The sequence below is a fragment of the Serratia plymuthica genome (assembly GCF_018336935.1).
Lineage (GTDB): Bacteria > Pseudomonadota > Gammaproteobacteria > Enterobacterales > Enterobacteriaceae > Serratia > Serratia plymuthica_B.
In genome coordinates this window covers 653,716-675,627 of the sequence record NZ_CP068771.1, presented here as the reverse complement: position 1 = coordinate 675,627, position 21,912 = coordinate 653,716, and the positions used below count along the sequence as shown (strand labels likewise).

Here is a 21,912-nt window from a genome sequence, read left to right as displayed (position 1 = left end):
GATAAAAATGCTCAAAATTTCAAATTAATTTTGCCAATGGAGCAACAATGAAGGCCAATTCAGATGAGCTGATCACTTTTGTCACGGTAGTGGAAAGCGGCAGTTTCAGCCGGGCGGCAGAGCGGCTGGAACAGGCCAATTCGGTGGTCAGCCGCACGGTCAAGAAGCTGGAATCCAAGCTGGGTGTGACGCTGCTAAATCGCACTACGCGGCAAATCAGCCTGACGCAGGAAGGGGAAAACTATTTCCGCCAGGTGCAAAAGGTACTGAGCGATATGGCGGCGGCAGAAAATGCGCTGATGGAAAGCCGCCGGCGCCCGCAGGGGCTGCTGCGCATCGACGCTGCTACGCCGGTGGTGCTGCACGTATTGACGCCGCTGGTGGCGGAGTTTAGAGCTCGTTACCCGGAGATGTCGCTGTCGCTGGTATCGTCAGAGAACTTTATCAACCTGATTGAACGTAAGGTGGATATCGCCATCCGCGTGGGCGAACTTAGCGATTCCAGCCTGAAGGCGCGCAAACTGATGACCAGCTATCGGCGCGTGCTGGCCTCCCCCGCCTATCTGGCGCAATTCGGCACGCCGCAGACGGTAGAGGCGCTGGAACGGCATTGCTGTATCGGTTTTAACGATCTGCCCAGCCTGAACCGCTGGCCGCTGGCCTGTGCCGACGGCCGTCAACTGGAAATCACGCCGGGGCTGACCACCAACAGCGGTGAAACCCAGCGTCATCTGTGCCTGCACGGTAACGGCATTGCCTGCCTGTCGGATTTTATGATCGATGCGGATATCGAACGCGGCAATCTGGTGCCGATTTTGGTGAAAGAGACCCTGCCGGTAGCGATGCCGATCAATGCGGTGTATTACAGCGACAGTGCGGTCAGCAACCGCCTGCGCAGCTTTATCGACTTTGTCAGCGAACGCCTGGCGCAATAAAAAAGGCGCCCCTTGGGCGCCCTGATGCACATATTCCGGAACATTAATCCCAGTTCGGCGCCAGGCCTTCCGGGCTAACCAAACGGCCATTGCTTTCCAGCGTGGCAATCTCCGCCATCTCTTCTGCCGTCAGCGTCAGCTGTTGCGCCAACAGGTTGCTCGCCAGGTTTTCACGCCGGGTGGAAGACGGGATCACCGCGTAACCCAGTTGCAGCGCCCAGGCCAGGATAACCTGAGCAGGGGTCGCGTTGCGCCGTGCCGCGATGGCCTTGATGGTTTCATCCTGCAGCGCTTTGCCATAGGCCAGCGTCATGTAGGAGGTGATGGCAATGCCGTGCTGCCGAGCAAACTCAACCACCTGGCGGTTCTGCAGATACGGGGACAGCTCAATTTGGTTAGTCGCGATCTGTTCTGCGCCCACGGCGTCGATCGCCTGCTGCATCAGGTCCAGGGTGAAGTTGGACACCCCGATTTGGCGCGTCAGACCCAATTTTTTGGCTTCCAGCAGCTCAGCCATAAACTCGGCAACGGGGACTTCGCCATTGGGTGATGGCCAGTGGATCAGCGTCAAATCAACGTAGGCCGTTTGCAGTTTGCTCAGGCTCTCTTGCAGGCTCGGGATCAACTTGCCTTTCGCCAGATTGGCGATCCAAATCTTGGTGGTGATGAACAACTCGTCGCGCGGTATGCCGCTGGCGGCTATTGCCTGGCCCACCGCCGCTTCGTTTTCGTAGATCTGCGCAGTATCAATCACGCGATACCCCAATTCCAGCGCAGTGCCGACCGAGTCGATCACGACCTGATCCTGAAGACGGAAAGTGCCTAAACCAAATGCAGGGATGCCCATAATTTTATTCTCTCATTAGGATGTTGATGCGATATGGGAGGATTATGGCAACTGTTTTGTTGATCAAAAACGCCCTATTACGCATAAGACTTTTGATTCAACGGCAACAATAACCGGAGCGAGCGCCCCGGTTTGAAAGAGTTACGCCCAGCGGCGCAGGATCAGCGAGGTATTGATGCCACCGAACGCGAAGTTGTTCGATTGTACAAATTCGGTGTCGATTTGCCGATATTCGCCCATGATGTAATCCAGATCGCCGCAGGCGCTGTCCGGTGCGCTGAGGTTGATGGTCGGCGCAAAGCGGCCTTCCCGCATCATCTCCAGCGTCATCCAGGCTTCAAGCGCGCCGCAGGCACCCAACGTATGGCCAAAATAGCTTTTCAGCGAGGAAATCGGCGTGCGGTTGCCGAAAATCGCCGCCGTTGCCTGGCTTTCCGCAATGTCGCCACGCTCGGTCGCCGTACCGTGAGCGCTGATGTAGCCGATATCGCCGGTCGCCAACCCGGAAGCCTTCAGCGCCTGCTGCATGCAAATCTGCATGGTTTCCTGCTGCGGCTGAGTAATATGCGCCGCATCGCAGTTGGTCGCAAAACTGATAATCTCGCCGTAAATAGTGGCACCGCGCGCCTGCGCATGCTCCAGCGACTCAAGGATCAAGGTTCCCGCCCCTTCGCCAATCACCAAGCCGTCGCGCTGACGATCAAACGGGCGTGGCGACAGATCCGGGCGATCGTTTTTCTGGCTGGTCGCAAACAGCGTATCGAACACCGCCGCCTCCGAAGGACACAGCTCCTCGGCTCCGCCCGCCACCATCACCGTCTGATAACCGTGACGGATGCTCTCGTAAGCGTAGCCAATCGCCTGGCTGCCTGAGGTACAGGCGCTGGAGGTGGGGATCACCCGCCCCCGCAGGCCGAAAAACAGGCCGGTATTCACCGCTGCGGTGTGCGGCATCATCTGCACATAGGTGGTGCCGGTGATATTGTTGGTGTGTTTTTCCGTCAGCATGGTGGCGAACTCGCTGACCGGTTTGGTGCTGCCGGTCGATGAGCCGTAGGCGATACCGGTCTCGCCGTTGGTCAACACCGCCTCATCCAGCAGCCCGGCCTGCTCAAGCGCCAGTTCGGTCGCACGGGTAGCCAGCAGCGAAACGCGCCCCATCGAACGTATGCGCTTGCGCGTATAATGATCCGGCAGCACGAAATCATCGATCGGCGCGCCAAGGAAGGTGTTCAACCCCTGATATTCTTCCCATTGCGCCATATAGCGCACCGCATTCTTCCCCTGCTTCAGCCGACCGGATACGTCCGCCCAGTTATTGCCGAAGGCGGTAACACCCGCCATGCCGGTCACAACCACTCGCTGCGTCATACCATTCCTCCGTTAATGGAAATGACCTGCCGCGTTACATAGCCGGCAATATCTGACATCAAATAGCTGGCCAGCCCGGCCACCTCTTCCGCCGACCCCATGCGTTTAAGCGGGATTGCGCGCATCGCTTCAATCAGCGCCGCCGGCTCCATCTCAATCATGCCGGTGTCAATCAGGCCCGGGGCAATGCAGTTAACGGTTATTTTGCGTTTCGCCAGCTCGATCGCCAGTGCCTTGCAGGCGCCGATTACGCCGGCCTTCGCCGCGCTGTAGTTGACCTGACCACGGTTACCCATAACGCCGGAAACCGACGACAGCGCAATGATTCGCCCGCCGTTGCGCAGGCCAATCATCGGCATGACGCAGGGGTGAAGCACGTTGTAGAAGCTGTCGAGGTTAGTGTGGATCACCCCGTCCCAGTCCTCTTCGCTCAGTGCCGGGAAAGCGCCATCGCGGGTAATACCCGCGTTGTTCACCACGCCGTAATAGGCGCCGTGAACCTCAATATCTTGCTCAAGCCGCTCGCGGCACTGGGTGCGGTTGCTGATATCAAACTGAATCAAACGCCCTTGTCCGCCGGCGGCGACAATGTGCTGCAGCGTGTGCTCTGCCCCGGTTTTATCGCGGTGGTAGTGAACGACGATCAAAAAGCCATCCGCAGCCAGGCGGCAGGCAATCGCCTGGCCGATCCCTTTACTGGCGCCGGTGACCAAAACGGAACGCATCATGCGTTGCCCCTTAAAGTAGTCAATTGGATTATTTCTTGTTGATCAGGCTGATAGGTGTTCAGCCTGCCCTGTGCGACCCGCACATTATCGATACTGATTTCACAGTCGAAACTGGCCAGTTTTTCGTCTTTCAGCAGTTGTTGCACGCTAACCCGCAATTCGCTGCCGGCAGGAAATACCGATAGTTCGCAGTGGATAGCGCGCCCGCCGAGCAGCATGCCAAGCTGGGGCGGTCGGGCATGCTGCCTGCCATGCCAGCCGCTCCAGACGCCGATGGTCTGCGCCATCAGCTCCATGCCGTACCAGCCCGGCAAAGCGCCCTGCGCATCAAGAAAGGGCGCCAATACGCCGTCAGGGCTGACCGTCACCGCACATTGCGCCTGCTCTTCGCCCACCTCAAGCACCCTTTCCAACAGCACCATCGGTGAGGCATGGGGCAAATAGTATTCCGCAGTGTGATAACGACTCATGGCGCATCCCCCAGCAACAGGCAGGCATTATTGCCGCCGAACGCAAACGAATTAGACAAGATAGCGCGCTGGCGTAACGGTTGCTGCCGGTAAACCAGACCTATCGGCGCCAGCTCGCCATCGCAGGGCGCAACGCTGAAATCCTGCTGCGGCAATGGCAATGGCTGGGTCAATAACAACCAACTCAGCGCCGCTTCTACCGCACCGGCGGCCCCCAGCGTGTGACCGGTGAGGTGCTTGGTGGAGCTGCATGGCGTCTGCGCGCCAAACAGACGATTCACCACCTGAGCTTCTACCCGATCGTTAAGCCGCGTCGCGGTGCCGTGCAAATTGATATAACCGATTTGTTCGGCGCTCAACCCCGCCTGTCGCAGCGCCATGTTGATCGCCCGCTCTGCACCGGCGCCTTCCGGATGCGGTGCCGACATATGCCAGGCATCGGAAGACTCCCCTACGCCCAGCAACGCGACTGCTGCCGGCTCACGCGTCAGCAGCATTAGCGCAGCAGCCTCGCCGATATTGATGCCGCTGCGCCCGGCGGCGAATGGCGTGCAACGCTCCGCCGACAGCGATTCCAGGCTGTTAAAGCCGTTGATCGGCATCTGGCACAGGCTATCGGCACCGCCCACGATCGCCGCATCCACCAGCCCGGCGTCAATCAGGCGTTTACCGCTGATGATGGCGCGCGCACTGGAGGAACAGGCGGTAGACAGAGTGTAGGCCGGGCCACGGGTAGCAAGAAAAGCGCTGAGGAACTGGCCTGGGTCGCCCAACTCCTGCTGCTGATAATCATAGCCCTGCGGCCACTGCCCTGCCTGATGCTGTTGCAGCGCCAGCTCACCTTCACGAATGCCGGAAGTGCTGGTGCCCATGATCACCGCAACGCGATCGGCACCGTAGCGGGCGATGCTCTCGCGCACCGGCCCCTCGATTTGCGCCAACGCGGCCAACAGCAGGCGGTTGTTGCGAGAGTTATGGCGTTTGAGCGCCTCAGGAACCGCGGGCAGCTCGCCCTGTACGTTACCGAACCAGGATGGCGCGCCGCCGAGCAGCCACTGCGTCTGCCTCTGCATGCCGGGCGAAACGCCGCGAGCCAAATTCTCCGCGATCTGCGGCAAACTGTCGCCCAGCGCGTTCACCATACCTACGGCAGAGAAATAGATCATTATTCGCTCCCCAGATTCTGAATGGTGATGCGGTAATGGAAAGCGAATTGGGTTATCGACAGCGGATTGCGTTGACCATTGGCTTGCTGATAACGGATTTCGCCGATCGTCGCGCCGCGATCGTCATACAGACGGCGCACTTCCGGCCGATCCTCCAACCTCCATCCTGCTGGCAACAAGGGCTGCCAGTCGGCCGCCGGCCAATAGCTCAGCATGATATCGGCCAGCACCTGATTGGCGGGCGGCAGTTCACCCACTTTGATCAACTGCTCGGTATGGATCCCCTGACGATCATAGGTCAGGTTGAACAAGCGGATGCCCAGCGGCGACATGCCCACCAGTTGCAGGCGCCGGCCATCGGCATTGAGCAGCACCAGCATCGAATGCCGCTGTCCTTTCACTTCGGCGGTCAATAACTGCTGCTGGCTGATCGGTTGCTCCAACACGGGCGACGGCAGTGTCACGCGCGTCCCGGGTTTCAGCCACGCCTGCGGCAAGGTGGGATCCTGCGAACCGGCACAGCCGGCCAGCAGGGTTGCCAGCATTAACAGCATCATTCGTAAGCCGCGCATCAGGCTTTTCCTCTTTTTCTTTTCGTTGCTAACGTCAGCGGCGCCAACAGAAATGCCACGGCGATGCCGCTGCTTAATACAATGCCAAAACTGCTGATGGCCTGAGTATGGCTCAGCACCAGCATGCCAAAGGTCAACTGGGTGGTGAAGACCGCCATAAAGATGGCGAACATCGAGGTGGTCGGCGTGCCCCGGGGATTGGTGAAGAACAGCGTATAGTTAATGCCGATCCCCAATACCAGTATCAGCGCCAACAGCGAAAACAGATTCAGCGTATGCCCGCTCAACGCCAGCACGGCAACGCCGCAGCCCAGCGACAGCAGCGTCGGCACCATGCAGCGCAGGCCGTGCCCCAACCCGAAACGCCACAGGTAGATCAGCGCGATCGCCGCTACCGACAGCGCCAGCAGAGACGAAAGATACAACCGGTACTGGCCAAAGAGTTCACTGAATTCGGTTTTCCGGTCGATCCAACCGGCGCCCGGCACCTGTCCGGCCAACGCCTGCATCGCCGCGCTGTTTTGCACGCCGTTGACCGGAACCAGCGCCGCACTGCGGCCATCAGGTAACGTCAGCCACAGTAGCCGCCAGCCCTCGCTGATCACGCTGCCCAGCCACTGTTCCGGCGTCACCCATTCAGCGGTCAAGTCCGGCGCATTCAGCGTCAGCTCCGCCTGCCGCAACTGTGCCATCACCTGTGGCGCTACGCGTTGCAACAGGGTGACGTTTTCCTGCTGGCGCTGATGCGAAGGCAGCGGCAGCAGGCGATAATCCGCCAGTACGCCTTGCCGTTTGGCCTGCTCCAACTTGGGTTGCAACAACTCCAGCCGCTGCAGCAATTGTTCGCCATTGGCGCCGTACACCACCAACCATTTCTGATCGTTATGCTGGCCGGTCAACGCGGCGATACGCTGTTCCTGCTGCTGCAGCTCCGCCGGCAGCGCCTGCAGTTGGCCGATGTCGTCATCCACTTTCAATTGGCTGAAACCGGCAATAATCACCAGCAACACCGCGCCGGGCAGCCCATAACGCAGTACAGGCCGATGGCGCCAGGCGTGCAGCCAACGCAGAATCAACGCCAGCCCCGGCGCCGGACGCACCGGCAGCCGACGCGACAGCTGCGGATACCAGCAGATCACGGTAATGCAGGCGGCGCTCAGCCCGGCGGCGGCAAATACCGCCAACTGCTGCAGGCCCGGGAACGGCGCAATCAACAGCGCCAGATAGGCGACAACCGTAGTCAGCAGCGCCATCGACAGTGCCGGCAGCAGTTTTTGCAAACTGGCCAGCGGCGTCGATTGTTGTCCATGCACCATACGTTCAGTCAGAAAATAGAGTGCATAATCCGCCGAAATACCGACAATGCTGATGCTCAGCACCAGCGTCATCAAATGAATTTCCCCAAACGCCAGCAGCGTGGCGACGGTGCCCGCCAAGGCACCGATCCCCACCGACAGCGCACACAGCAACAGCGGCAACGGTGAGCGGAACATCAGCAGCACCAGCAAGAAGACTCCCGCCACCGAAGCCAGACCAATGGTCGAAATATCCCGTTCGGCCTGCTGGCTGGCGTAGTTGCTGTAATAGAGCGTGCCGCGGTTCAACACCTCGGCGCCCGGCCAACGTTGTTGCAGCTGTTGCTGTAGCGCCGTCAGTTTATCTACCGTGTTGCGTGCGCTGCCGATGTCATAAGAGGAAGCGCTCAACTCGGCGTGCAGCAGATACCAGTTGCGGCCCTGCGCATCTCGCGCCACCAGCCAACCGTTGGCAAGGCTCAGTGAACCGCCGTTGCGCTGTTGCGCCAGCTGCGAACCACGCACCAACATCAGCGGATCGTTAGCCAGTTCCTTGCCGCTGACGCCGGCGAAGGCCGAGTAAAGCTGGCCGAGGATCCACTGGCTCTGCACATCCGGCCCCTGCATCAGCCGTTGTCGGGTGGCATCGTCCAGCAACACGTTGCGGTGCCGATAAAAAAACTCCCCCCACTGCTGCTGGCGTTGCGCGTCCATCGGGCCGCCAACCTGCTGCAACTCCGGCATCTGCCGCAATTGCTGCCACCACCAGCTCACTGCGGCGCTGTCCGCACCTGGCGGCGGGCTCACCAGCCACATCAATTGGCGATCGAGCCGGCGGCTGAAGCCGTCGGCCAGTTCCTCCGGCACGCCCACCAGTTGCTGCTTCGGCAATAACGCCAGCACACTGCTGTTGATCTGGCTGCGGGGCAGCAGCCAGCACAGCGCCGCGAGCAATATCAGGCAAATCGCCAACCAGCCAAAGGCCAGCCGCCGATGCTGTTCAGGACGCAAAACGCTGCTGCTCGTCAAGGGTCAATGCCTGCGGCACCGTACGTTGATTAAAGAAACGAATGTGCGTGGCATCGCTTTGCATATCGTCGATATCAATGGTTTCCAGGAATTGCTCCCCGTTGAGCGTAATGCGTTTGAACAAACGGTCGAGCGGCGTGGTTTTTGGCGTCAGCACCAGCCGCCATTTGTTGTGCCCGAGATCGCTGAACTGCAAGGCAAAGTTTTGCTCCAGCGCCTGGCTATCGGCGTGGAACAACGCGGTCAGCAGGTGGTTAAACTGGAACATCTGCGGATTGTTATCCGCCGTCACCACCTGCGGGGGCTGGCCGGCCAGGGTTTGCACCATGCGTTTATCGTCCAGCAGCAGGGTCAGCGGGAAAGGTTTCTGCTGCGCCCACCACAGCCCTTTTTGCTGGGAGATCAGTAGTTCACCGCGCGATTTCAGCGGTTTATCCATGCCGCTGATGCTGCGTTGCTGTTCGAACTCGGCACGCAGTACCGGCTGTTGGCTAAAGCGCTGCTGCAGCTCCGCCAGCGTGACCGCCTGGGCGCTCAGGCTGAACAGGGCGAAGACCATCAATAACCAGCCTCTCATTGCTCGCCCCCGATGTTATCCAACAGTATTTGCGGCGAAACAAAGCACATCTCTTTGCTTTCGGCATCCACCGCCACCTGGATAGTGTGCCCGCGGGTGGTGGTTTTGCCGCTTTGCGCATCGAGGATGCGGTAACCAATGCGCAGACGGTTCTCGTACTCCTCCAGCTCAGCGCAGACGATGATCCGTTGCTCAAACAGCACCGGCGCTATGTATTTCACCCGTGTATCCACGATCGGCCAAACATAACCCGAAGCCTGCATCTGGCGATAACCGTAATTGAACTGTTTCAGCAGGGCTTCGCGCGCGATCTCAAAATAGCGAAAGTAGTTGCCGTGCCACACCACGCCCATGGCGTCGGTATCATGGAACGGGATAGTCATCTCAATCCGGGTGGAAAAACGCGGATCCTCTGTCAGCTTCATGTCTCAGGCTCCTGTTGTATCGGCGGTTGTGCCGCCAACTGCCAGAAATCGAAAAAATTGAACCAGTCGAGCGGCGCCAGCAGGCAATAGTGCTCGAGCCGCGCGGCATAATTATCCACCGCCTGCTGCAATGCCTGGCGGCGCCGATCGCGGGGTAGCAGCAGCGGATCGGCAAAGGGTTCGAAATACACGTTCAGCCGCCCCTGTTGCTTGAGGCCGAACATCAGAAATACCGGGCAGCGCAGCGCGGCGGCCAGGACGAACGGCCCCTGCGGGAAAGGCGCCGGCTTGCCGAGGAAATGGCTCCACACCACGCGCGGCTGTTCGCCACGCTGATACTTTCCGGCGGAGGTACGATCGCCGACAATCGCTACCCATTCGCCGGCGTTTAGTTTGTCTTGCAGACGCATGGCCGTTTCCGGCCCCAGGGAAGCGACCTGAATCAGATTAAGATTGGCGCGCGGATTCACCTCTTTCATCACCTGGTTGAAGCGCTCGGCATGTTCGGTAAACACCAAAGCATTGACCTTAACGCTGGCGTCCAGTTCACCCAGCGCACGACAGGACTCGATATCCCCCAGGTGCGAAGCCAGGATCAGCGTGCCTTTGCCGGAAGCGATCTGCCGTTCGCAGCCAGCGCGATCCACCAGCCGAATGTCATGCAGTTCCCCACGCCAGCTTGCCAGCTTATCGAGCATCGCATCGCCGAAACGCATGAAGTGACGGAAACTGTTGAGCGGTGCGGGCAAGGCTCGTTGCCTGCCCTGTGCGAACTGTCGCAGGCGTTGCAGATAGTCGCGTGATGCCTCGCGCTGAGCGCGGCCGGTAAGCCAGAAATAGCCAATCACCGGGTACAGCAGCAGTTGAAATGCCCGGCGGCCAAATAGCCGGTAAACCTGCAGCATGAGCCGGATGCCCCACAGACCGTGGCGCTCTTCTGTTGCCGACCAGTGCAGTGAACTCGCCGGCTTGCGGCGCAGCAGGCGTGGAATACGCGGCAACATGCCGAAAAACAAACGGGTGTGCATCCAGGAGATACGCAGGTTGTCGCGCAGCGCGTCAAAGTGGGAGACGCCGTCGGCCGGATAGGTGACGCGCGTCGGCAGAAAGCGGCTTGGCACGCTGCGCCAATAGAGCCTGACCATCACTTCGGTATCGAAATCCATGCGCTTGCCGAGCGGATGACTCGCCGCCAGCGCCAACGTCGATTCCACCGGGTAGACGCGAAAACCGCACATGCTGTCTTTCAGCGACAGCGATAGGGTCTCTATCCACACCCATACGTGGGTGATATAGCGGCCATACAGCCGCGCCTTCGGCACCGAGCTGTCGTAGACCGGTTGACCGGAAATCAAACTATCGGGGTGAGCGCGCGCTTCGGCAATCATGTCCGGAATATCGCTCAGTTGATGCTGGCCGTCGGCATCCACCTGCAGAGCATGACTGTAGCCCTGGCTGTGCGCCCATTGCAGCCCCGCTATCACCGCCGCGCCTTTGCCCTGATTTTGCTCCAGCCGCAGCAGTTGAACCCAAGGTAATCCGGCTGCCAGCCGTTGCAATTCATCGGCGGTGCCGGCAGCGCTGCCGTCATCCACCACCAGGCACGGCAGACCATAACCGGCCAACGAGGCCAGCACGTCGGCCATCATCTGCCCATGATTGAAACAGGGGATAACAATGCAGGCGGAGAACGGCGCGGTCACTGACATAACGAAATCTTACCGCTGCTGGCGGTCGCCTCGCCGAGGCGATAACTGAACAACAACTTGTGGCGCGCCGGTTGCCATTCAAGCAGCAGCAATACGCTCTGCTCCGGTAACAAGGGTTGTTGAAACTTGACGACGTCGATGCCTTTGAACGCCGCCTTGATGCCCAATAGCTGATGCGCATACTGCATCGCCCAGTTCACTTGGGCCACGCCGGGCAGGATCGGCTGCTCAGGAAAATGGCCGCGAAACCACAACAGCCCGGCAGGCAGACGCAATAGCAGGCTGGCGTGGGTCGCCTCGCTCACCTGCTGTTGCAGTACCTCAGGTTGCATCATAAAAACAGCTCCTGTAGTTCGGCATAGGCGCGCTTACCCTGCGGGTTAAGCGGGATGGCATCAATAATGCGCCAACTGCGCGGCAAGGCCACCGGCTCCAGCCAGCTACGCAGAACCTGGCGGAGTTCCCGGGTGAAAGCCCCTTCGGACATGCTTTGCCGGCGAGTTTCACCGTGCGGGGTAAGCACTATCGCCGCAGCCAGTAAGGTACGCCCCCTTTGCTGGAGTGGCAGTACCGCGGCATCGGCGATCTCCGGCAAGGTTTTCAGGCGTCGCTCAATTTCCGTCAGTGACAGACGTTTCTCTTCTACCTTGATAATCCGGTCGGCACGGCCATGCAGCTGAAATAGCCGGCCATTCGGCGCGAGCTGAATAATATCGCTCAGCGCCGCTTCGCCGATATCAGGTATCAGCGGTGAGGCTACGTTGACGCTTTTATCCGAATTAACCCTTAGCTCAATGGAAGCAAACAACTGCCACAACGCGGCCTCCTCGGTTTGCTTACGCCATGCCAGCATGCCGGTTTCGGTGGTGCCGTAAATCTCCAGCGGCAACGCCTTCAGCATTTGCCGGGCAAGCTGCGCTTCGGCAAAGGTTAACGGGCCACCGGCGGAAAACACCTGGACACAGGCTGAAAGCGCCAACCGGTTATCCAAACGTTTAAGCCACGCAGGGCTACTGACAAAAATCAAACGCCGTCCCTGATGTCTGGCAATCAGTTGCTCATGATATTGCGTCAGTTGCGCATCAAAAGGCAGGCCGAGCGCCAGCGGCAGGAACAGGCGGAAGCTCAGGCCGTACATATGCTGATGAGATACCGATGCCGCCACGCTGCAGCCCTGAAAGACTTCGCCCCACTCGGCGGCCAACAGCTCGCTCTCGCGATCCATGCAGGCGACTGATTTGATTACCGCCTGCGGCTGGCCGGTCGAACCTGAGGTATAAAGAATAAATCGGGGATCCTGAGGCCAGGTGGGCAGCGGGATATCCACAACAGAGCCCTCTGTCACGCTCAGAACCGGCGTGCCGGGATCGAGGGGAAAATCGGTCAGCAAAGCGTCGTAATCCGCCCGCTGCTCTTTGAGGATAGCTTCACGCTGGTGACCGAAGATCACCGGCAACCTGGCGGCATAAAGCGATGCCAGCCAGGCAACGGCAAAACGATAGCTATCATCAAAACACAGCGCCCAGCGGCGTTCTTCCCTGCCTGCCAACCTTGCGGCCAGGGCGGCGACATCGCGACGAAATTGGCCAAGACGCAATGCCTGCGGGCCACGCCAGGCAACAAGCAGGAAATCGTCCCGCTCCGCGCTGAGCCACTGACTCATCGGCAAACTCAGACGCGCCTGATCCTTTTCCTGACTATCCATTCAATACCCATTAATGTCCCCATCAGCAGATAACTGATGCCGCCGTTATACAGCGTCCAGAGCGCAATATCGCCTGACAGGCAGGTTGCCAGCGCTATTGCGCCATTAACAATAAAGAACCCGCACCAGACCTGGGTCACCCGTCGGGTATAAGCCACGCCGGCGGCATCCAATTGCGGTTCGGTAATTCGCGCCAGCCGCTCAACCACCGAGGGTGGAGCAAACAGGGAGTAGGCAAACAGCAAAAGCAGTAAAACGTTGACCAGCACCGGGTAATACAGCAACCAGTGGGTCTGCTTCAGCCCCCAACTGGCGAGTGCAAGCAGGATACCAACCCCAGCCAACGCCTTGCCCAGCCACATGTGACGATGCAAGTTGCCGCGCAAAACCAACAGCCGCAACGTAAACACCGCCGCCAGCAAGGGCGCCAGGATTGTGGTTCCCCAGCGCGTCAGGCCAACCCAAACCGCCAGCGGGTATAGCAGCAGAACCAGCCATGTCACGGCCTGAAGCAGCCGTAACACCAGATTCAAGCAACGGGAGGAGGTCACCTTAGCGCCGTGATCTTAGTTGTCTGATTTCAGCAGTTCATCGATAGCGTCAACCACGTCCTGCACGGTGCGCACCGACTTGAACATTTCCGGCTTAATCTTCTTGCCGGTGGTTTTCTGCAGATGCACCACCAGATCTACCGCATCAATGCTATCCAGTTCCAGCTCTTCGTAAAGGCGGGATTCCGGTTTGATATCATCAGCATCCAGTTCAAACAACTTGACAATAAGCGCCTGAATTTGCAGGTAAATATCTTGTTTATCCATGAAAACCTCTTATTTGCTACGCAGTGCAGAAACAAACTTCGCCAGCGTTTCCACGGAATAAAAATGTTGGCGCATGTCTTCACTTTCAGCTGACAGCACCACGCCATAACGGTTCTTTAATGCCAGACCCAATTCCAACGCATCGATCGAGTCCAGGCCCAATCCATCACCAAACAGCGGTGCTTCGGCGTCAATCTCCTCCGGCGTCATACCTTCAAGATTGAGCGTATCAATGATCAATTGCTTGATTTCGGTGCTCAATAAATTCATTCCACTATTTCTCATTATTTATAGAATCTGACTGTAAAGCGTCAGTTAAATGCTGGGTTAATCTTCTTGCCGCAAGGGCGGGAGAAACGTCATCCGCACGAATAAAGGTGCGGGTTTCGATCTTATCCTGAACGATGATATGGAACTGAGGTTTTATCGGCGGGATGTTATACCATTTCCCCTGCTTCGTCAGCATGGGTGGGCGGCAGTGAATTTTCACCACCCGAATATCGCACTGGCTGCGCAGCGCAATATTGGCCGCCCCGCGCTGCAATGCGAGCGCTTTGCCTGGCGTAGTGCGAGTCCCCTCAGGAAAAATAAGAATGGTACCGCCGCCAGCCAGGCGTTGCTGACATTGTTCCAACAAGCGATCCGATTCCGCATTGGCCAGATAGCCCGCCGCCTTTATCACGCCGCTGACAAACACATTCTTCAACAAGGCCTCTTTAACGATGCAGTCGCAGCGCGGCATGCGCGAAGCCAGCAACACATAATCCAGCAGGCTGGGATGGTTGGCGATCACCAGACAACCGCGATCCTCTTTGAGGCGCTCCGCACCGTCGAAACGATAATCCAGCACGCCAAAAAACCGGGTAGTCGCCAGAAAAAAGCGAAAGCTGTTTCGGATCGAATTCTGCGTCAGCCGACTGCGGCGCGCAGGATCGCGCACCGCCAGACGCATCAGGTTAAACCAGATGCCGGACAGCAATAGCCCGCCGAGGCCAAAAAGCGAAAAACATAAACCGGTGGCGATCACCCGCCAGCAACGGTTCACCCATGAGGATTGCTCGGGGATTTGTTCAGCAGGTATAACCCTGACCATCAACGCTCCCACATCCAGCAGTGCTGCGGGCCAGGCACCGTGAATTCTTTATCTGCGCCGAGCCAGCCACGCAAAAACGACAGGCTCTGCGGTTCCTTACGAAGAACCGACCCAGGTGCTGCCGCACGGCAATGTAATGAACCATCGCCTTCGAGCAGCAGCGCGACCGCATAGGGGAAAGGACTGGCCGGGATGAAGGGTTGGTAAACCTCAGGCACAATACCGTCAAAATCAACTAATAGCACCCGCTCGGCACTGCCCGTAGCCAACACGGCCTGGGCTTCAATCATTCCCTGTTGAAAGCTGTCTTCGCCGGCCGCCAGTGAGGTGGTTGGTAAAGTATTATTCGCCACAATGGTCAACCACCCCGCTGCGGTGTTGTGCACCGACATGGCGAAATCTGTGGGTGACAATGACTGTTCCTGATGCAAATGCCGCAGAATTTTTTGCGTACGCTCCAGCTCACCGTGACGGCTGGTAAAGATAGCCATATCCGCCTGATGGTCGCTTAACAAGATGAGACTGCTCTCTACGGCCAACCGCGTTCCAATACTCATCCGGCGTAGCGACATCATGGGGATATGAGAACAGCCGGGTAACTCCCCCTGATCGTCAGCGGCAAAATGCGGATCTGTAGCCCACTGGCGCCATGCCTCACGCGTTCCACGATCGGGAGCCATTGCCCACCAACTGAGTATATTCATGCCGCCCGCCATTAATGCTATTACAGGTCAGAAAAATTCCGTGCGTAAATTTATTATATTTGACCACAGAATGCATGCGCAAAATTCCTATTTTCACTCGGAATATTCGGTTGAATCATTAGACCTGGTTATAGGCGAAACGTGGAGAGACTTGAGCTACGCGAAAATTATCATGATGAAAAAAATCAATATTTTTCGTGAAAGGTTTTTCTGGATATCTTAACGTGAGGGATGTCGTACATAATATCATACGCATGGCTAATGAATTTCTTATTTACTATAACTCAGGGAAAAGAGTATGAGACCGCTAAAACTCATTTTAACTGGCGTATTCGCCGCCGTTTTGGCTAGCGGCTGTGCAGATACCGCTCCGGTGCAAAACATCAACCAGACCATTACCGGCAACCACAGCGAAGCTCAGGTGCGTCAGGCTATTCTCTATGCCGGAATTAACCGTGGCTGGATTATGAGCCCGACCAGTGAAAGCATGATCGATGGAAAAATAGCGCTGCGCGGCCACAGTGCCGATATCCACATCACTTACAGTGCAAATAGTTACCAGATTAAGTATGTTGGCAGCAGCAATATGGATGCCAAAGAGGGTAAGATTCATTCAAACTATAATCGCTGGGTGGCTAATTTGAATAAGGATATTCAATTGGAACTGGCGCGTCAGAATATTAAATAATGCTCGGCAAATACATCACCCGGCAAAAATAATGATGTCGGGTATATTATTCTTTATATTGGTATAAAATTCAGACAATTATTTATAAATAGCTGTCTTTCACCGTAGTAATCACACGGAGACCTGCTCCGTTATAGTAAATTTTCAATATGAAAAAGCCCTGAGTCATAGACTCAGGGCTTATCAATAAGTGGCGGAACGGACGGGGCTCGAACCCGCGACCCCCTGCGTGACAGGCAGGTATTCTAACCAACTGAACTACCGCTCCACCGGTTCTTTCACGTTACATCTTTCGATGTGGGCAAAATCGCTCTTGGCGATCCTGCTCATTACCGGGTGTCAAACCGATAACGTTTAATTGATGCCTGGCAGTGTCCTACTCTCGCATGGGGAGACCCCACACTACCATCGGCGCTACGGCGTTTCACTTCTGAGTTCGGCATGGGGTCAGGTGGGACCACCGCGCTATTGCCGCCAGGCAAATTCTGTTTCATTCCAACCGCTTCACTCTCGTGTCGCCATCGAAACCAATCTCGGAACTTCGCTGAAAATCTCTCAAATCAAAACACCTTCGGTGTTGTAAGGTTAAGCCTCACGGATCATTAGTACTGGTTAGCTCAATGCATCGCTGCACTTACACACCCAGCCTATCAACGTCTTAGTCTTAAACGTTCCTTCAGGGGCCTTAAAGGCCCAGGGAAGACTCATCTCGAGGCAAGTTTCGCGCTTAGATGCTTTCAGCGCTTATCTTTTCCGCACTTAGCTACCGGGCAGTGCCATTGGCATGACAACCCGAACACCAGTGGTGCGTTCACTCCGGTCCTCTCGTACTAGGAGCAACCCCTCTCAATCTTCCAACGCCCACGGCAGATAGGGACCGAACTGTCTCACGACGTTCTAAACCCAGCTCGCGTACCACTTTAAATGGCGAACAGCCATACCCTTGGGACCTACTTCAGCCCCAGGATGTGATGAGCCGACATCGAGGTGCCAAACACCGCCGTCGATATGAACTCTTGGGCGGTATCAGCCTGTTATCCCCGGAGTACCTTTTATCCGTTGAGCGATGGCCCTTCCATTCAGAACCACCGGATCACTAAGACCTACTTTCGTACCTGCTCGAGCCGTCACTCTCGCAGTCAAGCTAGCTTATGCCTTTGCACTAACCTCACGATGTCCGACCGTGATTAGCTAACCTTCGTGCTCCTCCGTTACTCTTTGGGAGGAGACCGCCCCAGTCAAACTACCCACCAGACACTGTCCTCACCCCGGATTACGGGGCCGAGTTAGAACATCAAACATTAAAGGGTGGTATTTCAAGGTTGGCTCCACGCAGACTGGCGTCCACGCTTCAAAGCCTCCCACCTATCCTACACATCAAGGCTCAATGTTCAGTGTCAAGCTATAGTAAAGGTTCACGGGGTCTTTCCGTCTTGCCGCGGGTACACTGCATCTTCACAGCGAGTTCAATTTCACTGAGTCTCGGGTGGAGACAGCCTGGCCATCATTACGCCATTCGTGCAGGTCGGAACTTACCCGACAAGGAATTTCGCTACCTTAGGACCGTTATAGTTACGGCCGCCGTTTACTGGGGCTTCGATCAAGAGCTTCGCCTTGCGGCTGACCCCATCAATTAACCTTCCAGCACCGGGCAGGCGTCACACCGTATACGTCCACTTTCGTGTTTGCACAGTGCTGTGTTTTTATTAAACAGTTGCAGCCAGCTGGTATCTGCGACTGGCTTCAGCTCCGAGAGCAAGTCTCTTCACCTACGCGCCAGCGTGCCTTCTCCCGAAGTTACGGCACCATTTTGCCTAGTTCCTTCACCCGAGTTCTCTCAAGCGCCTGGGTATTCTCTACCTGACCACCTGTGTCGGTTTGGGGTACGATTCTGTGTTACCTGATGCTTAGAGGCTTTTCCTGGAAGCTTGGCATCAACTACTTCTGCACCGTAGTGCATCGTCATCACGCCTCAGGGTTGAATAAGAGAACGGATTTACCAATTCTCTCCCCCTACACGCTTAAACCGGGACAACCGTCGCCCGGCTAGCCTAGCCTTCTCCGTCCCCCCTTCGCAGTAACACCGAGTACAGGAATATTAACCTGTTTCCCATCGACTACGCCTTTCGGCCTCGCCTTAGGGGTCGACTCACCCTGCCCCGATTAACGTTGGACAGGAACCCTTGGTCTTCCGGCGAGCGGGTTTTTCACCCGCTTTATCGTTACTTATGTCAGCATTCGCACTTCTGATACCTCCAGCAACCCTCACAGGCCACCTTCAACGGCTTACAGAACGCTCCCCTACCCAACAACGCTAAGCGTCGCTGCCGCAGCTTCGGTGCATGGTTTAGCCCCGTTACATCTTCCGCGCAGGCCGACTCGACCAGTGAGCTATTACGCTTTCTTTAAATGATGGCTGCTTCTAAGCCAACATCCTGGCTGTCTATGCCTTCCCACATCGTTTCCCACTTAACCATGACTTTGGGACCTTAGCTGGCGGTCTGGGTTGTTTCCCTCTTCACGACGGACGTTAGCACCCGCCGTGTGTCTCCCGTGATAACATTCTTCGGTATTCGGAGTTTGCATCGGTTTGGTAAGCCGGGATGGCCCCCTAGCCGAAACAGTGCTCTACCCCCGAAGATGAGTTCACGAGGCGCTACCTAAATAGCTTTCGGGGAGAACCAGCTATCTCCCGGTTTGATTGGCCTTTCACCCCCAGCCACAAGTCATCCGCTAATTTTTCAACATTAGTCGGTTCGGTCCTCCAGTTAGTGTTACCCAACCTTCAACCTGCCCATGGCTAGATCACCGGGTTTCGGGTCTATACCTTGCAACTATTCGCCCAGTTAAGACTCGGTTTCCCTACGGCTCCCCTATACGGTTAACCTTGCTACAAAATATAAGTCGCTGACCCATTATACAAAAGGTACGCAGTCACACCACGAAGGTGCTCCCACTGCTTGTACGTACACGGTTTCAGGTTCTATTTCACTCCCCTCGCCGGGGTTCTTTTCGCCTTTCCCTCACGGTACTGGTTCACTATCGGTCAGTCAGGAGTATTTAGCCTTGGAGGATGGTCCCCCCATATTCAGACAGGATGTCACGTGTCCCGCCCTACTCATCGAACTCACAGAATGTGCATTTTAGTGTACGGGACTATCACCCTTTACTGTGCGACTTTCCAGACGCTTCCACTAACACACAAACTGATTCAGGTTCTGGGCTGTTCCCCGTTCGCTCGCCGCTACTGGGGGAATCTCGGTTGATTTCTTTTCCTCGGGGTACTTAGATGTTTCAGTTCCCCCGGTTCGCCTCGTATGGCTATGTATTCACCATACGATAGTGTGTCGAAACACACTGGGTTTCCCCATTCGGGTATTGCCGGTTATAACGGTTCATATCACCTTACCGACACTTTTCGCAGATTAGCACGCCCTTCATCGCCTCTGACTGCCTAGGCATCCACCGTGTACGCTTAGTCACTTAACCTCACAACCCGAAGATGTTTCCATCGTTCGCATTGCTACATTTGAGAGACTCTATGACAGGTTAATCCTTATCCCAATACATCTACGGAGGGATAAGTTTCAGCTGTCATGTTTCAATTTTCAGCTTGTTCCAGATTGTTAAAGAGCAATATCTTAAACACGACTCGCAAGAGTCATCTTTAAGATGTTTTCGGTGATGACTCACCGGTGATAATGTCTTTCACTCATTATCGGATTGGCGTCCCCAAGGGGATTCGAACCCCTGTTACAGCCGTGAAAGGGCAGTGTCCTAGGCCTCTAGACGATGGGGACACGAAAATCCGATTAAACTGAACGTTTTAATCGGTTCGTATCAGCATGAGTCAGAGACTCATTACATCAACAGGTAGCGCTTTTGCTCATTACTTTTTCATCAGACAATCTGTGTGAGCACGCCACGCGAATCAATATCATTAGGTAAGGAGGTGATCCAACCGCAGGTTCCCCTACGGTTACCTTGTTACGACTTCACCCCAGTCATGAATCACAAAGTGGTAAGCGCCCTCCCGAAGGTTAAGCTACCTACTTCTTTTGCAACCCACTCCCATGGTGTGACGGGCGGTGTGTACAAGGCCCGGGAACGTATTCACCGTAGCATTCTGATCTACGATTACTAGCGATTCCGACTTCATGGAGTCGAGTTGCAGACTCCAATCCGGACTACGACGTACTTTATGAGGTCCGCTTGCTCTCGCGAGTTCGCTTCTCTTTGTATACGCCATTGTAGCACGTGTGTAGCCCTACTCGTAAGGGCCATGATGACTTGACGTCATCCCCACCTTCCTCCGGTTTATCACCGGCAGTCTCCTTTGAGTTCCCGACCGAATCGCTGGCAACAAAGGATAAGGGTTGCGCTCGTTGCGGGACTTAACCCAACATTTCACAACACGAGCTGACGACAGCCATGCAGCACCTGTCTCAGAGTTCCCGAAGGCACTAAGCTATCTCTAGCGAATTCTCTGGATGTCAAGAGTAGGTAAGGTTCTTCGCGTTGCATCGAATTAAACCACATGCTCCACCGCTTGTGCGGGCCCCCGTCAATTCATTTGAGTTTTAACCTTGCGGCCGTACTCCCCAGGCGGTCGATTTAACGCGTTAGCTCCGGAAGCCACGCCTCAAGGGCACAACCTCCAAATCGACATCGTTTACAGCGTGGACTACCAGGGTATCTAATCCTGTTTGCTCCCCACGCTTTCGCACCTGAGCGTCAGTCTTTGTCCAGGGGGCCGCCTTCGCCACCGGTATTCCTCCAGATCTCTACGCATTTCACCGCTACACCTGGAATTCTACCCCCCTCTACAAGACTCTAGCTTGCCAGTTTCAAATGCAGTTCCCACGTTAAGCGCGGGGATTTCACATCTGACTTAACAAACCGCCTGCGTGCGCTTTACGCCCAGTAATTCCGATTAACGCTTGCACCCTCCGTATTACCGCGGCTGCTGGCACGGAGTTAGCCGGTGCTTCTTCTGCGAGTAACGTCAATGCAATGTGCTATTAACACACTACCCTTCCTCCTCGCTGAAAGTGCTTTACAACCCTAAGGCCTTCTTCACACACGCGGCATGGCTGCATCAGGCTTGCGCCCATTGTGCAATATTCCCCACTGCTGCCTCCCGTAGGAGTCTGGACCGTGTCTCAGTTCCAGTGTGGCTGGTCATCCTCTCAGACCAGCTAGGGATCGTCGCCTAGGTGAGCCATTACCCCACCTACTAGCTAATCCCATCTGGGCACATCTGATGGCGTGAGGCCCGAAGGTCCCCCACTTTGGTCCGTAGACGTTATGCGGTATTAGCTACCGTTTCCAGTAGTTATCCCCCTCCATCAGGCAGTTTCCCAGACATTACTCACCCGTCCGCCGCTCGTCACCCAGAGAGCAAGCTCTCTTGTGCTACCGCTCGACTTGCATGTGTTAGGCCTGCCGCCAGCGTTCAATCTGAGCCATGATCAAACTCTTCAATTTAAAAGTTCGATTTGCTTCAACTCGTGAAGCGATGCTCAAAGGTTACTAAATGAATTTTACTTCAGTAGTCACTCTTCAAGACTTGATATTTTTTCGAACCCGAAGGTTCTGGATATCGTCTTGTGGAGTGCCCACACAGATTGTCTGATAAATTGTTAAAGAGCAGTGAGTTAGCCGCCGTAGCTTGCTATCTCGAGGTGGCGTATACTACGCTTTTCACCCGAAGAGTCAAGCGTTTATTTCGCTTTTCTCTTACCGACCTGGCGACGCGTTCTCGTTAGAGGAGTCGTTGT

General features: G+C 56.2%; 19 protein-coding genes, 2 tRNA genes and 3 rRNA genes. 2 read left to right on the top strand and 22 right to left on the bottom strand.

Annotated elements, in window-relative coordinates; translation table 11 throughout:
• The first annotated feature begins 47 nt into the window (after positions 1 to 47).
• Positions 48 to 935 (top strand): DNA-binding transcriptional regulator YafC, encoded by an 888-nt coding sequence (yafC, locus tag JK621_RS03160; protein WP_212558601.1) that lies wholly within the window; start codon positions 48 to 50, stop codon positions 933 to 935.
• 43 nt (positions 936 to 978) lie between these two features.
• On the opposite strand, the gene dkgB is transcribed toward yafC, so the two are convergent.
• The 17 genes from dkgB to JK621_RS03075 all read right to left on the bottom strand — a co-directional run bounded on the left by dkgB (position 979) and on the right by JK621_RS03075 (position 15,456).
• Positions 979 to 1,782 (bottom strand): 2,5-didehydrogluconate reductase DkgB, encoded by an 804-nt coding sequence (dkgB, locus tag JK621_RS03155; RefSeq protein WP_212558600.1) that lies wholly within the window; start codon positions 1,780 to 1,782, stop codon positions 979 to 981.
• A 141-nt stretch (positions 1,783 to 1,923) separates the two neighbouring features.
• The gene (locus JK621_RS03150; RefSeq protein ID WP_212558599.1) at positions 1,924 to 3,153 is read right to left on the bottom strand and encodes a beta-ketoacyl-ACP synthase; all 1,230 of its coding nucleotides are present in this window, start codon (positions 3,151 to 3,153) and stop codon (positions 1,924 to 1,926) included.
• Entirely contained in the window at positions 3,150 to 3,881 is a 732-nt protein-coding gene (locus JK621_RS03145; RefSeq protein ID WP_212558598.1) for a 3-ketoacyl-ACP reductase FabG2, read from the bottom strand. The genes JK621_RS03150 and JK621_RS03145 overlap by 4 nt, the downstream gene beginning before the upstream one ends.
• Positions 3,878 to 4,351: a hotdog family protein gene (locus tag JK621_RS03140; RefSeq protein WP_212558597.1), complete on the bottom strand. Its 474-nt coding sequence runs from the start codon at positions 4,349 to 4,351 to the stop codon at positions 3,878 to 3,880. Before JK621_RS03140 ends, JK621_RS03145 begins: the two co-directional genes overlap by 4 nt.
• Positions 4,348 to 5,517: a beta-ketoacyl-[acyl-carrier-protein] synthase family protein gene (locus tag JK621_RS03135; RefSeq protein ID WP_212558596.1), complete on the bottom strand. Its 1,170-nt coding sequence runs from the start codon at positions 5,515 to 5,517 to the stop codon at positions 4,348 to 4,350. The genes JK621_RS03140 and JK621_RS03135 overlap by 4 nt, the downstream gene beginning before the upstream one ends.
• Positions 5,517 to 6,089 carry a DUF3261 domain-containing protein gene (locus JK621_RS03130; protein WP_212558595.1) on the bottom strand — a complete coding sequence of 191 codons (573 nt, stop codon included), beginning with the start codon at positions 6,087 to 6,089 and terminating at the stop codon, positions 5,517 to 5,519. Before JK621_RS03130 ends, JK621_RS03135 begins: the two co-directional genes overlap by 1 nt.
• A complete protein-coding gene (locus JK621_RS03125) occupies positions 6,089 to 8,395 on the bottom strand; it encodes an MMPL family transporter (protein WP_212560111.1) in 2,307 nt (768 codons plus the stop codon). The genes JK621_RS03130 and JK621_RS03125 overlap by 1 nt, the downstream gene beginning before the upstream one ends.
• Positions 8,385 to 8,990, bottom strand: a complete 606-nt coding sequence (locus JK621_RS03120) for a LolA family protein (RefSeq protein ID WP_212558594.1) — start codon at positions 8,988 to 8,990, stop codon at positions 8,385 to 8,387. Before JK621_RS03120 ends, JK621_RS03125 begins: the two co-directional genes overlap by 11 nt.
• Positions 8,987 to 9,415 (bottom strand): acyl-CoA thioesterase, encoded by a 429-nt coding sequence (locus tag JK621_RS03115; protein WP_212558593.1) that lies wholly within the window; start codon positions 9,413 to 9,415, stop codon positions 8,987 to 8,989. The genes JK621_RS03120 and JK621_RS03115 overlap by 4 nt, the downstream gene beginning before the upstream one ends.
• Positions 9,412 to 11,124, bottom strand: a complete 1,713-nt coding sequence (locus tag JK621_RS03110) for a glycosyltransferase family 2 protein (protein ID WP_212558592.1) — start codon at positions 11,122 to 11,124, stop codon at positions 9,412 to 9,414. Before JK621_RS03110 ends, JK621_RS03115 begins: the two co-directional genes overlap by 4 nt.
• Positions 11,115 to 11,459 carry a hydroxymyristoyl-ACP dehydratase gene (locus tag JK621_RS03105; RefSeq protein WP_212558591.1) on the bottom strand — a complete coding sequence of 115 codons (345 nt, stop codon included), beginning with the start codon at positions 11,457 to 11,459 and terminating at the stop codon, positions 11,115 to 11,117. Before JK621_RS03105 ends, JK621_RS03110 begins: the two co-directional genes overlap by 10 nt.
• A complete protein-coding gene (locus tag JK621_RS03100) occupies positions 11,456 to 12,829 on the bottom strand; it encodes an AMP-binding protein (protein WP_249337135.1) in 1,374 nt (457 codons plus the stop codon). The genes JK621_RS03105 and JK621_RS03100 overlap by 4 nt, the downstream gene beginning before the upstream one ends.
• Positions 12,796 to 13,353, bottom strand: a complete 558-nt coding sequence (locus JK621_RS03095; RefSeq protein WP_432761928.1) for a hypothetical protein — start codon at positions 13,351 to 13,353, stop codon at positions 12,796 to 12,798. Before JK621_RS03095 ends, JK621_RS03100 begins: the two co-directional genes overlap by 34 nt.
• 42 nt (positions 13,354 to 13,395) lie before the next feature.
• Entirely contained in the window at positions 13,396 to 13,647 is a 252-nt protein-coding gene (locus tag JK621_RS03090) for an acyl carrier protein (RefSeq protein ID WP_212558589.1), read from the bottom strand.
• Positions 13,648 to 13,656: 9 nt separating this feature from the next.
• Positions 13,657 to 13,917 carry a phosphopantetheine-binding protein gene (locus tag JK621_RS03085; protein ID WP_006322432.1) on the bottom strand — a complete coding sequence of 87 codons (261 nt, stop codon included), beginning with the start codon at positions 13,915 to 13,917 and terminating at the stop codon, positions 13,657 to 13,659.
• A 4-nt stretch (positions 13,918 to 13,921) separates the two neighbouring features.
• Positions 13,922 to 14,740, bottom strand: a complete 819-nt coding sequence (locus JK621_RS03080) for a lysophospholipid acyltransferase family protein (protein ID WP_212558588.1) — start codon at positions 14,738 to 14,740, stop codon at positions 13,922 to 13,924.
• Positions 14,740 to 15,456, bottom strand: a complete 717-nt coding sequence (locus JK621_RS03075) for a beta-ketoacyl synthase chain length factor (protein ID WP_212558587.1) — start codon at positions 15,454 to 15,456, stop codon at positions 14,740 to 14,742. The genes JK621_RS03080 and JK621_RS03075 overlap by 1 nt, the downstream gene beginning before the upstream one ends.
• A 286-nt stretch (positions 15,457 to 15,742) precedes the next feature.
• Here JK621_RS03075 and JK621_RS03070 point away from each other — a divergent pair, with 286 nt between their 5' ends.
• Entirely contained in the window at positions 15,743 to 16,132 is a 390-nt protein-coding gene (locus JK621_RS03070) for a hypothetical protein (RefSeq protein WP_212558586.1), read from the top strand.
• Between the two features lie 191 nt (positions 16,133 to 16,323).
• Here JK621_RS03070 and JK621_RS03065 read toward each other — a convergent pair.
• From JK621_RS03065 to JK621_RS03045, 5 genes are all read right to left on the bottom strand, one after another.
• Positions 16,324 to 16,400 (bottom strand) — tRNA-Asp (locus JK621_RS03065).
• Positions 16,401 to 16,495: 95 nt separating this feature from the next.
• Positions 16,496 to 16,611: ribosomal RNA gene (gene rrf, locus JK621_RS03060) — 5S ribosomal RNA — on the bottom strand.
• A gap of 102 nt (positions 16,612 to 16,713) precedes the next feature.
• Positions 16,714 to 19,621, bottom strand: a 23S ribosomal RNA gene (locus JK621_RS03055).
• A 235-nt stretch (positions 19,622 to 19,856) separates the two neighbouring features.
• A tRNA-Glu gene (locus tag JK621_RS03050) sits at positions 19,857 to 19,932 on the bottom strand.
• A gap of 145 nt (positions 19,933 to 20,077) precedes the next feature.
• Positions 20,078 to 21,619, bottom strand: a 16S ribosomal RNA gene (locus tag JK621_RS03045).
• Together the 16S, 23S and 5S rRNA genes with 2 tRNA genes alongside form the textbook arrangement of a ribosomal RNA operon.
• Between the last annotated feature and the right edge of the window lie 293 nt (positions 21,620 to 21,912).

Bases quoted from the DNA above. Each gene is read 5' to 3' on its own strand.
- yafC (WP_212558601.1), top strand. From the start codon at position 48: ATGAAGGCCAATTCAGATGAGCTGATCACTTTTGTCACGGTAGTGGAA.
- dkgB (WP_212558600.1), bottom strand. From the start codon at position 1,782: ATGGGCATCCCTGCATTTGGTTTAGGCACTTTCCGTCTTCAGGATCAG.
- JK621_RS03150 (WP_212558599.1), bottom strand. From the start codon at position 3,153: ATGACGCAGCGAGTGGTTGTGACCGGCATGGCGGGTGTTACCGCCTTC.
- JK621_RS03145 (WP_212558598.1), bottom strand. From the start codon at position 3,881: ATGATGCGTTCCGTTTTGGTCACCGGCGCCAGTAAAGGGATCGGCCAG.
- JK621_RS03140 (WP_212558597.1), bottom strand. From the start codon at position 4,351: ATGAGTCGTTATCACACTGCGGAATACTATTTGCCCCATGCCTCACCG.
- JK621_RS03135 (WP_212558596.1), bottom strand. From the start codon at position 5,517: ATGATCTATTTCTCTGCCGTAGGTATGGTGAACGCGCTGGGCGACAGT.
- JK621_RS03130 (WP_212558595.1), bottom strand. From the start codon at position 6,089: ATGCGCGGCTTACGAATGATGCTGTTAATGCTGGCAACCCTGCTGGCC.
- JK621_RS03120 (WP_212558594.1), bottom strand. From the start codon at position 8,990: ATGAGAGGCTGGTTATTGATGGTCTTCGCCCTGTTCAGCCTGAGCGCC.
- JK621_RS03115 (WP_212558593.1), bottom strand. From the start codon at position 9,415: ATGAAGCTGACAGAGGATCCGCGTTTTTCCACCCGGATTGAGATGACT.
- JK621_RS03110 (WP_212558592.1), bottom strand. From the start codon at position 11,124: ATGTCAGTGACCGCGCCGTTCTCCGCCTGCATTGTTATCCCCTGTTTC.
- JK621_RS03105 (WP_212558591.1), bottom strand. From the start codon at position 11,459: ATGATGCAACCTGAGGTACTGCAACAGCAGGTGAGCGAGGCGACCCAC.
- JK621_RS03100 (WP_249337135.1), bottom strand. From the start codon at position 12,829: ATGGATAGTCAGGAAAAGGATCAGGCGCGTCTGAGTTTGCCGATGAGT.
- JK621_RS03090 (WP_212558589.1), bottom strand. From the start codon at position 13,647: ATGGATAAACAAGATATTTACCTGCAAATTCAGGCGCTTATTGTCAAG.
- JK621_RS03085 (WP_006322432.1), bottom strand. From the start codon at position 13,917: ATGAATTTATTGAGCACCGAAATCAAGCAATTGATCATTGATACGCTC.
- JK621_RS03080 (WP_212558588.1), bottom strand. From the start codon at position 14,740: ATGGTCAGGGTTATACCTGCTGAACAAATCCCCGAGCAATCCTCATGG.
- JK621_RS03075 (WP_212558587.1), bottom strand. From the start codon at position 15,456: ATGGCGGGCGGCATGAATATACTCAGTTGGTGGGCAATGGCTCCCGAT.
- JK621_RS03070 (WP_212558586.1), top strand. From the start codon at position 15,743: ATGAGACCGCTAAAACTCATTTTAACTGGCGTATTCGCCGCCGTTTTG.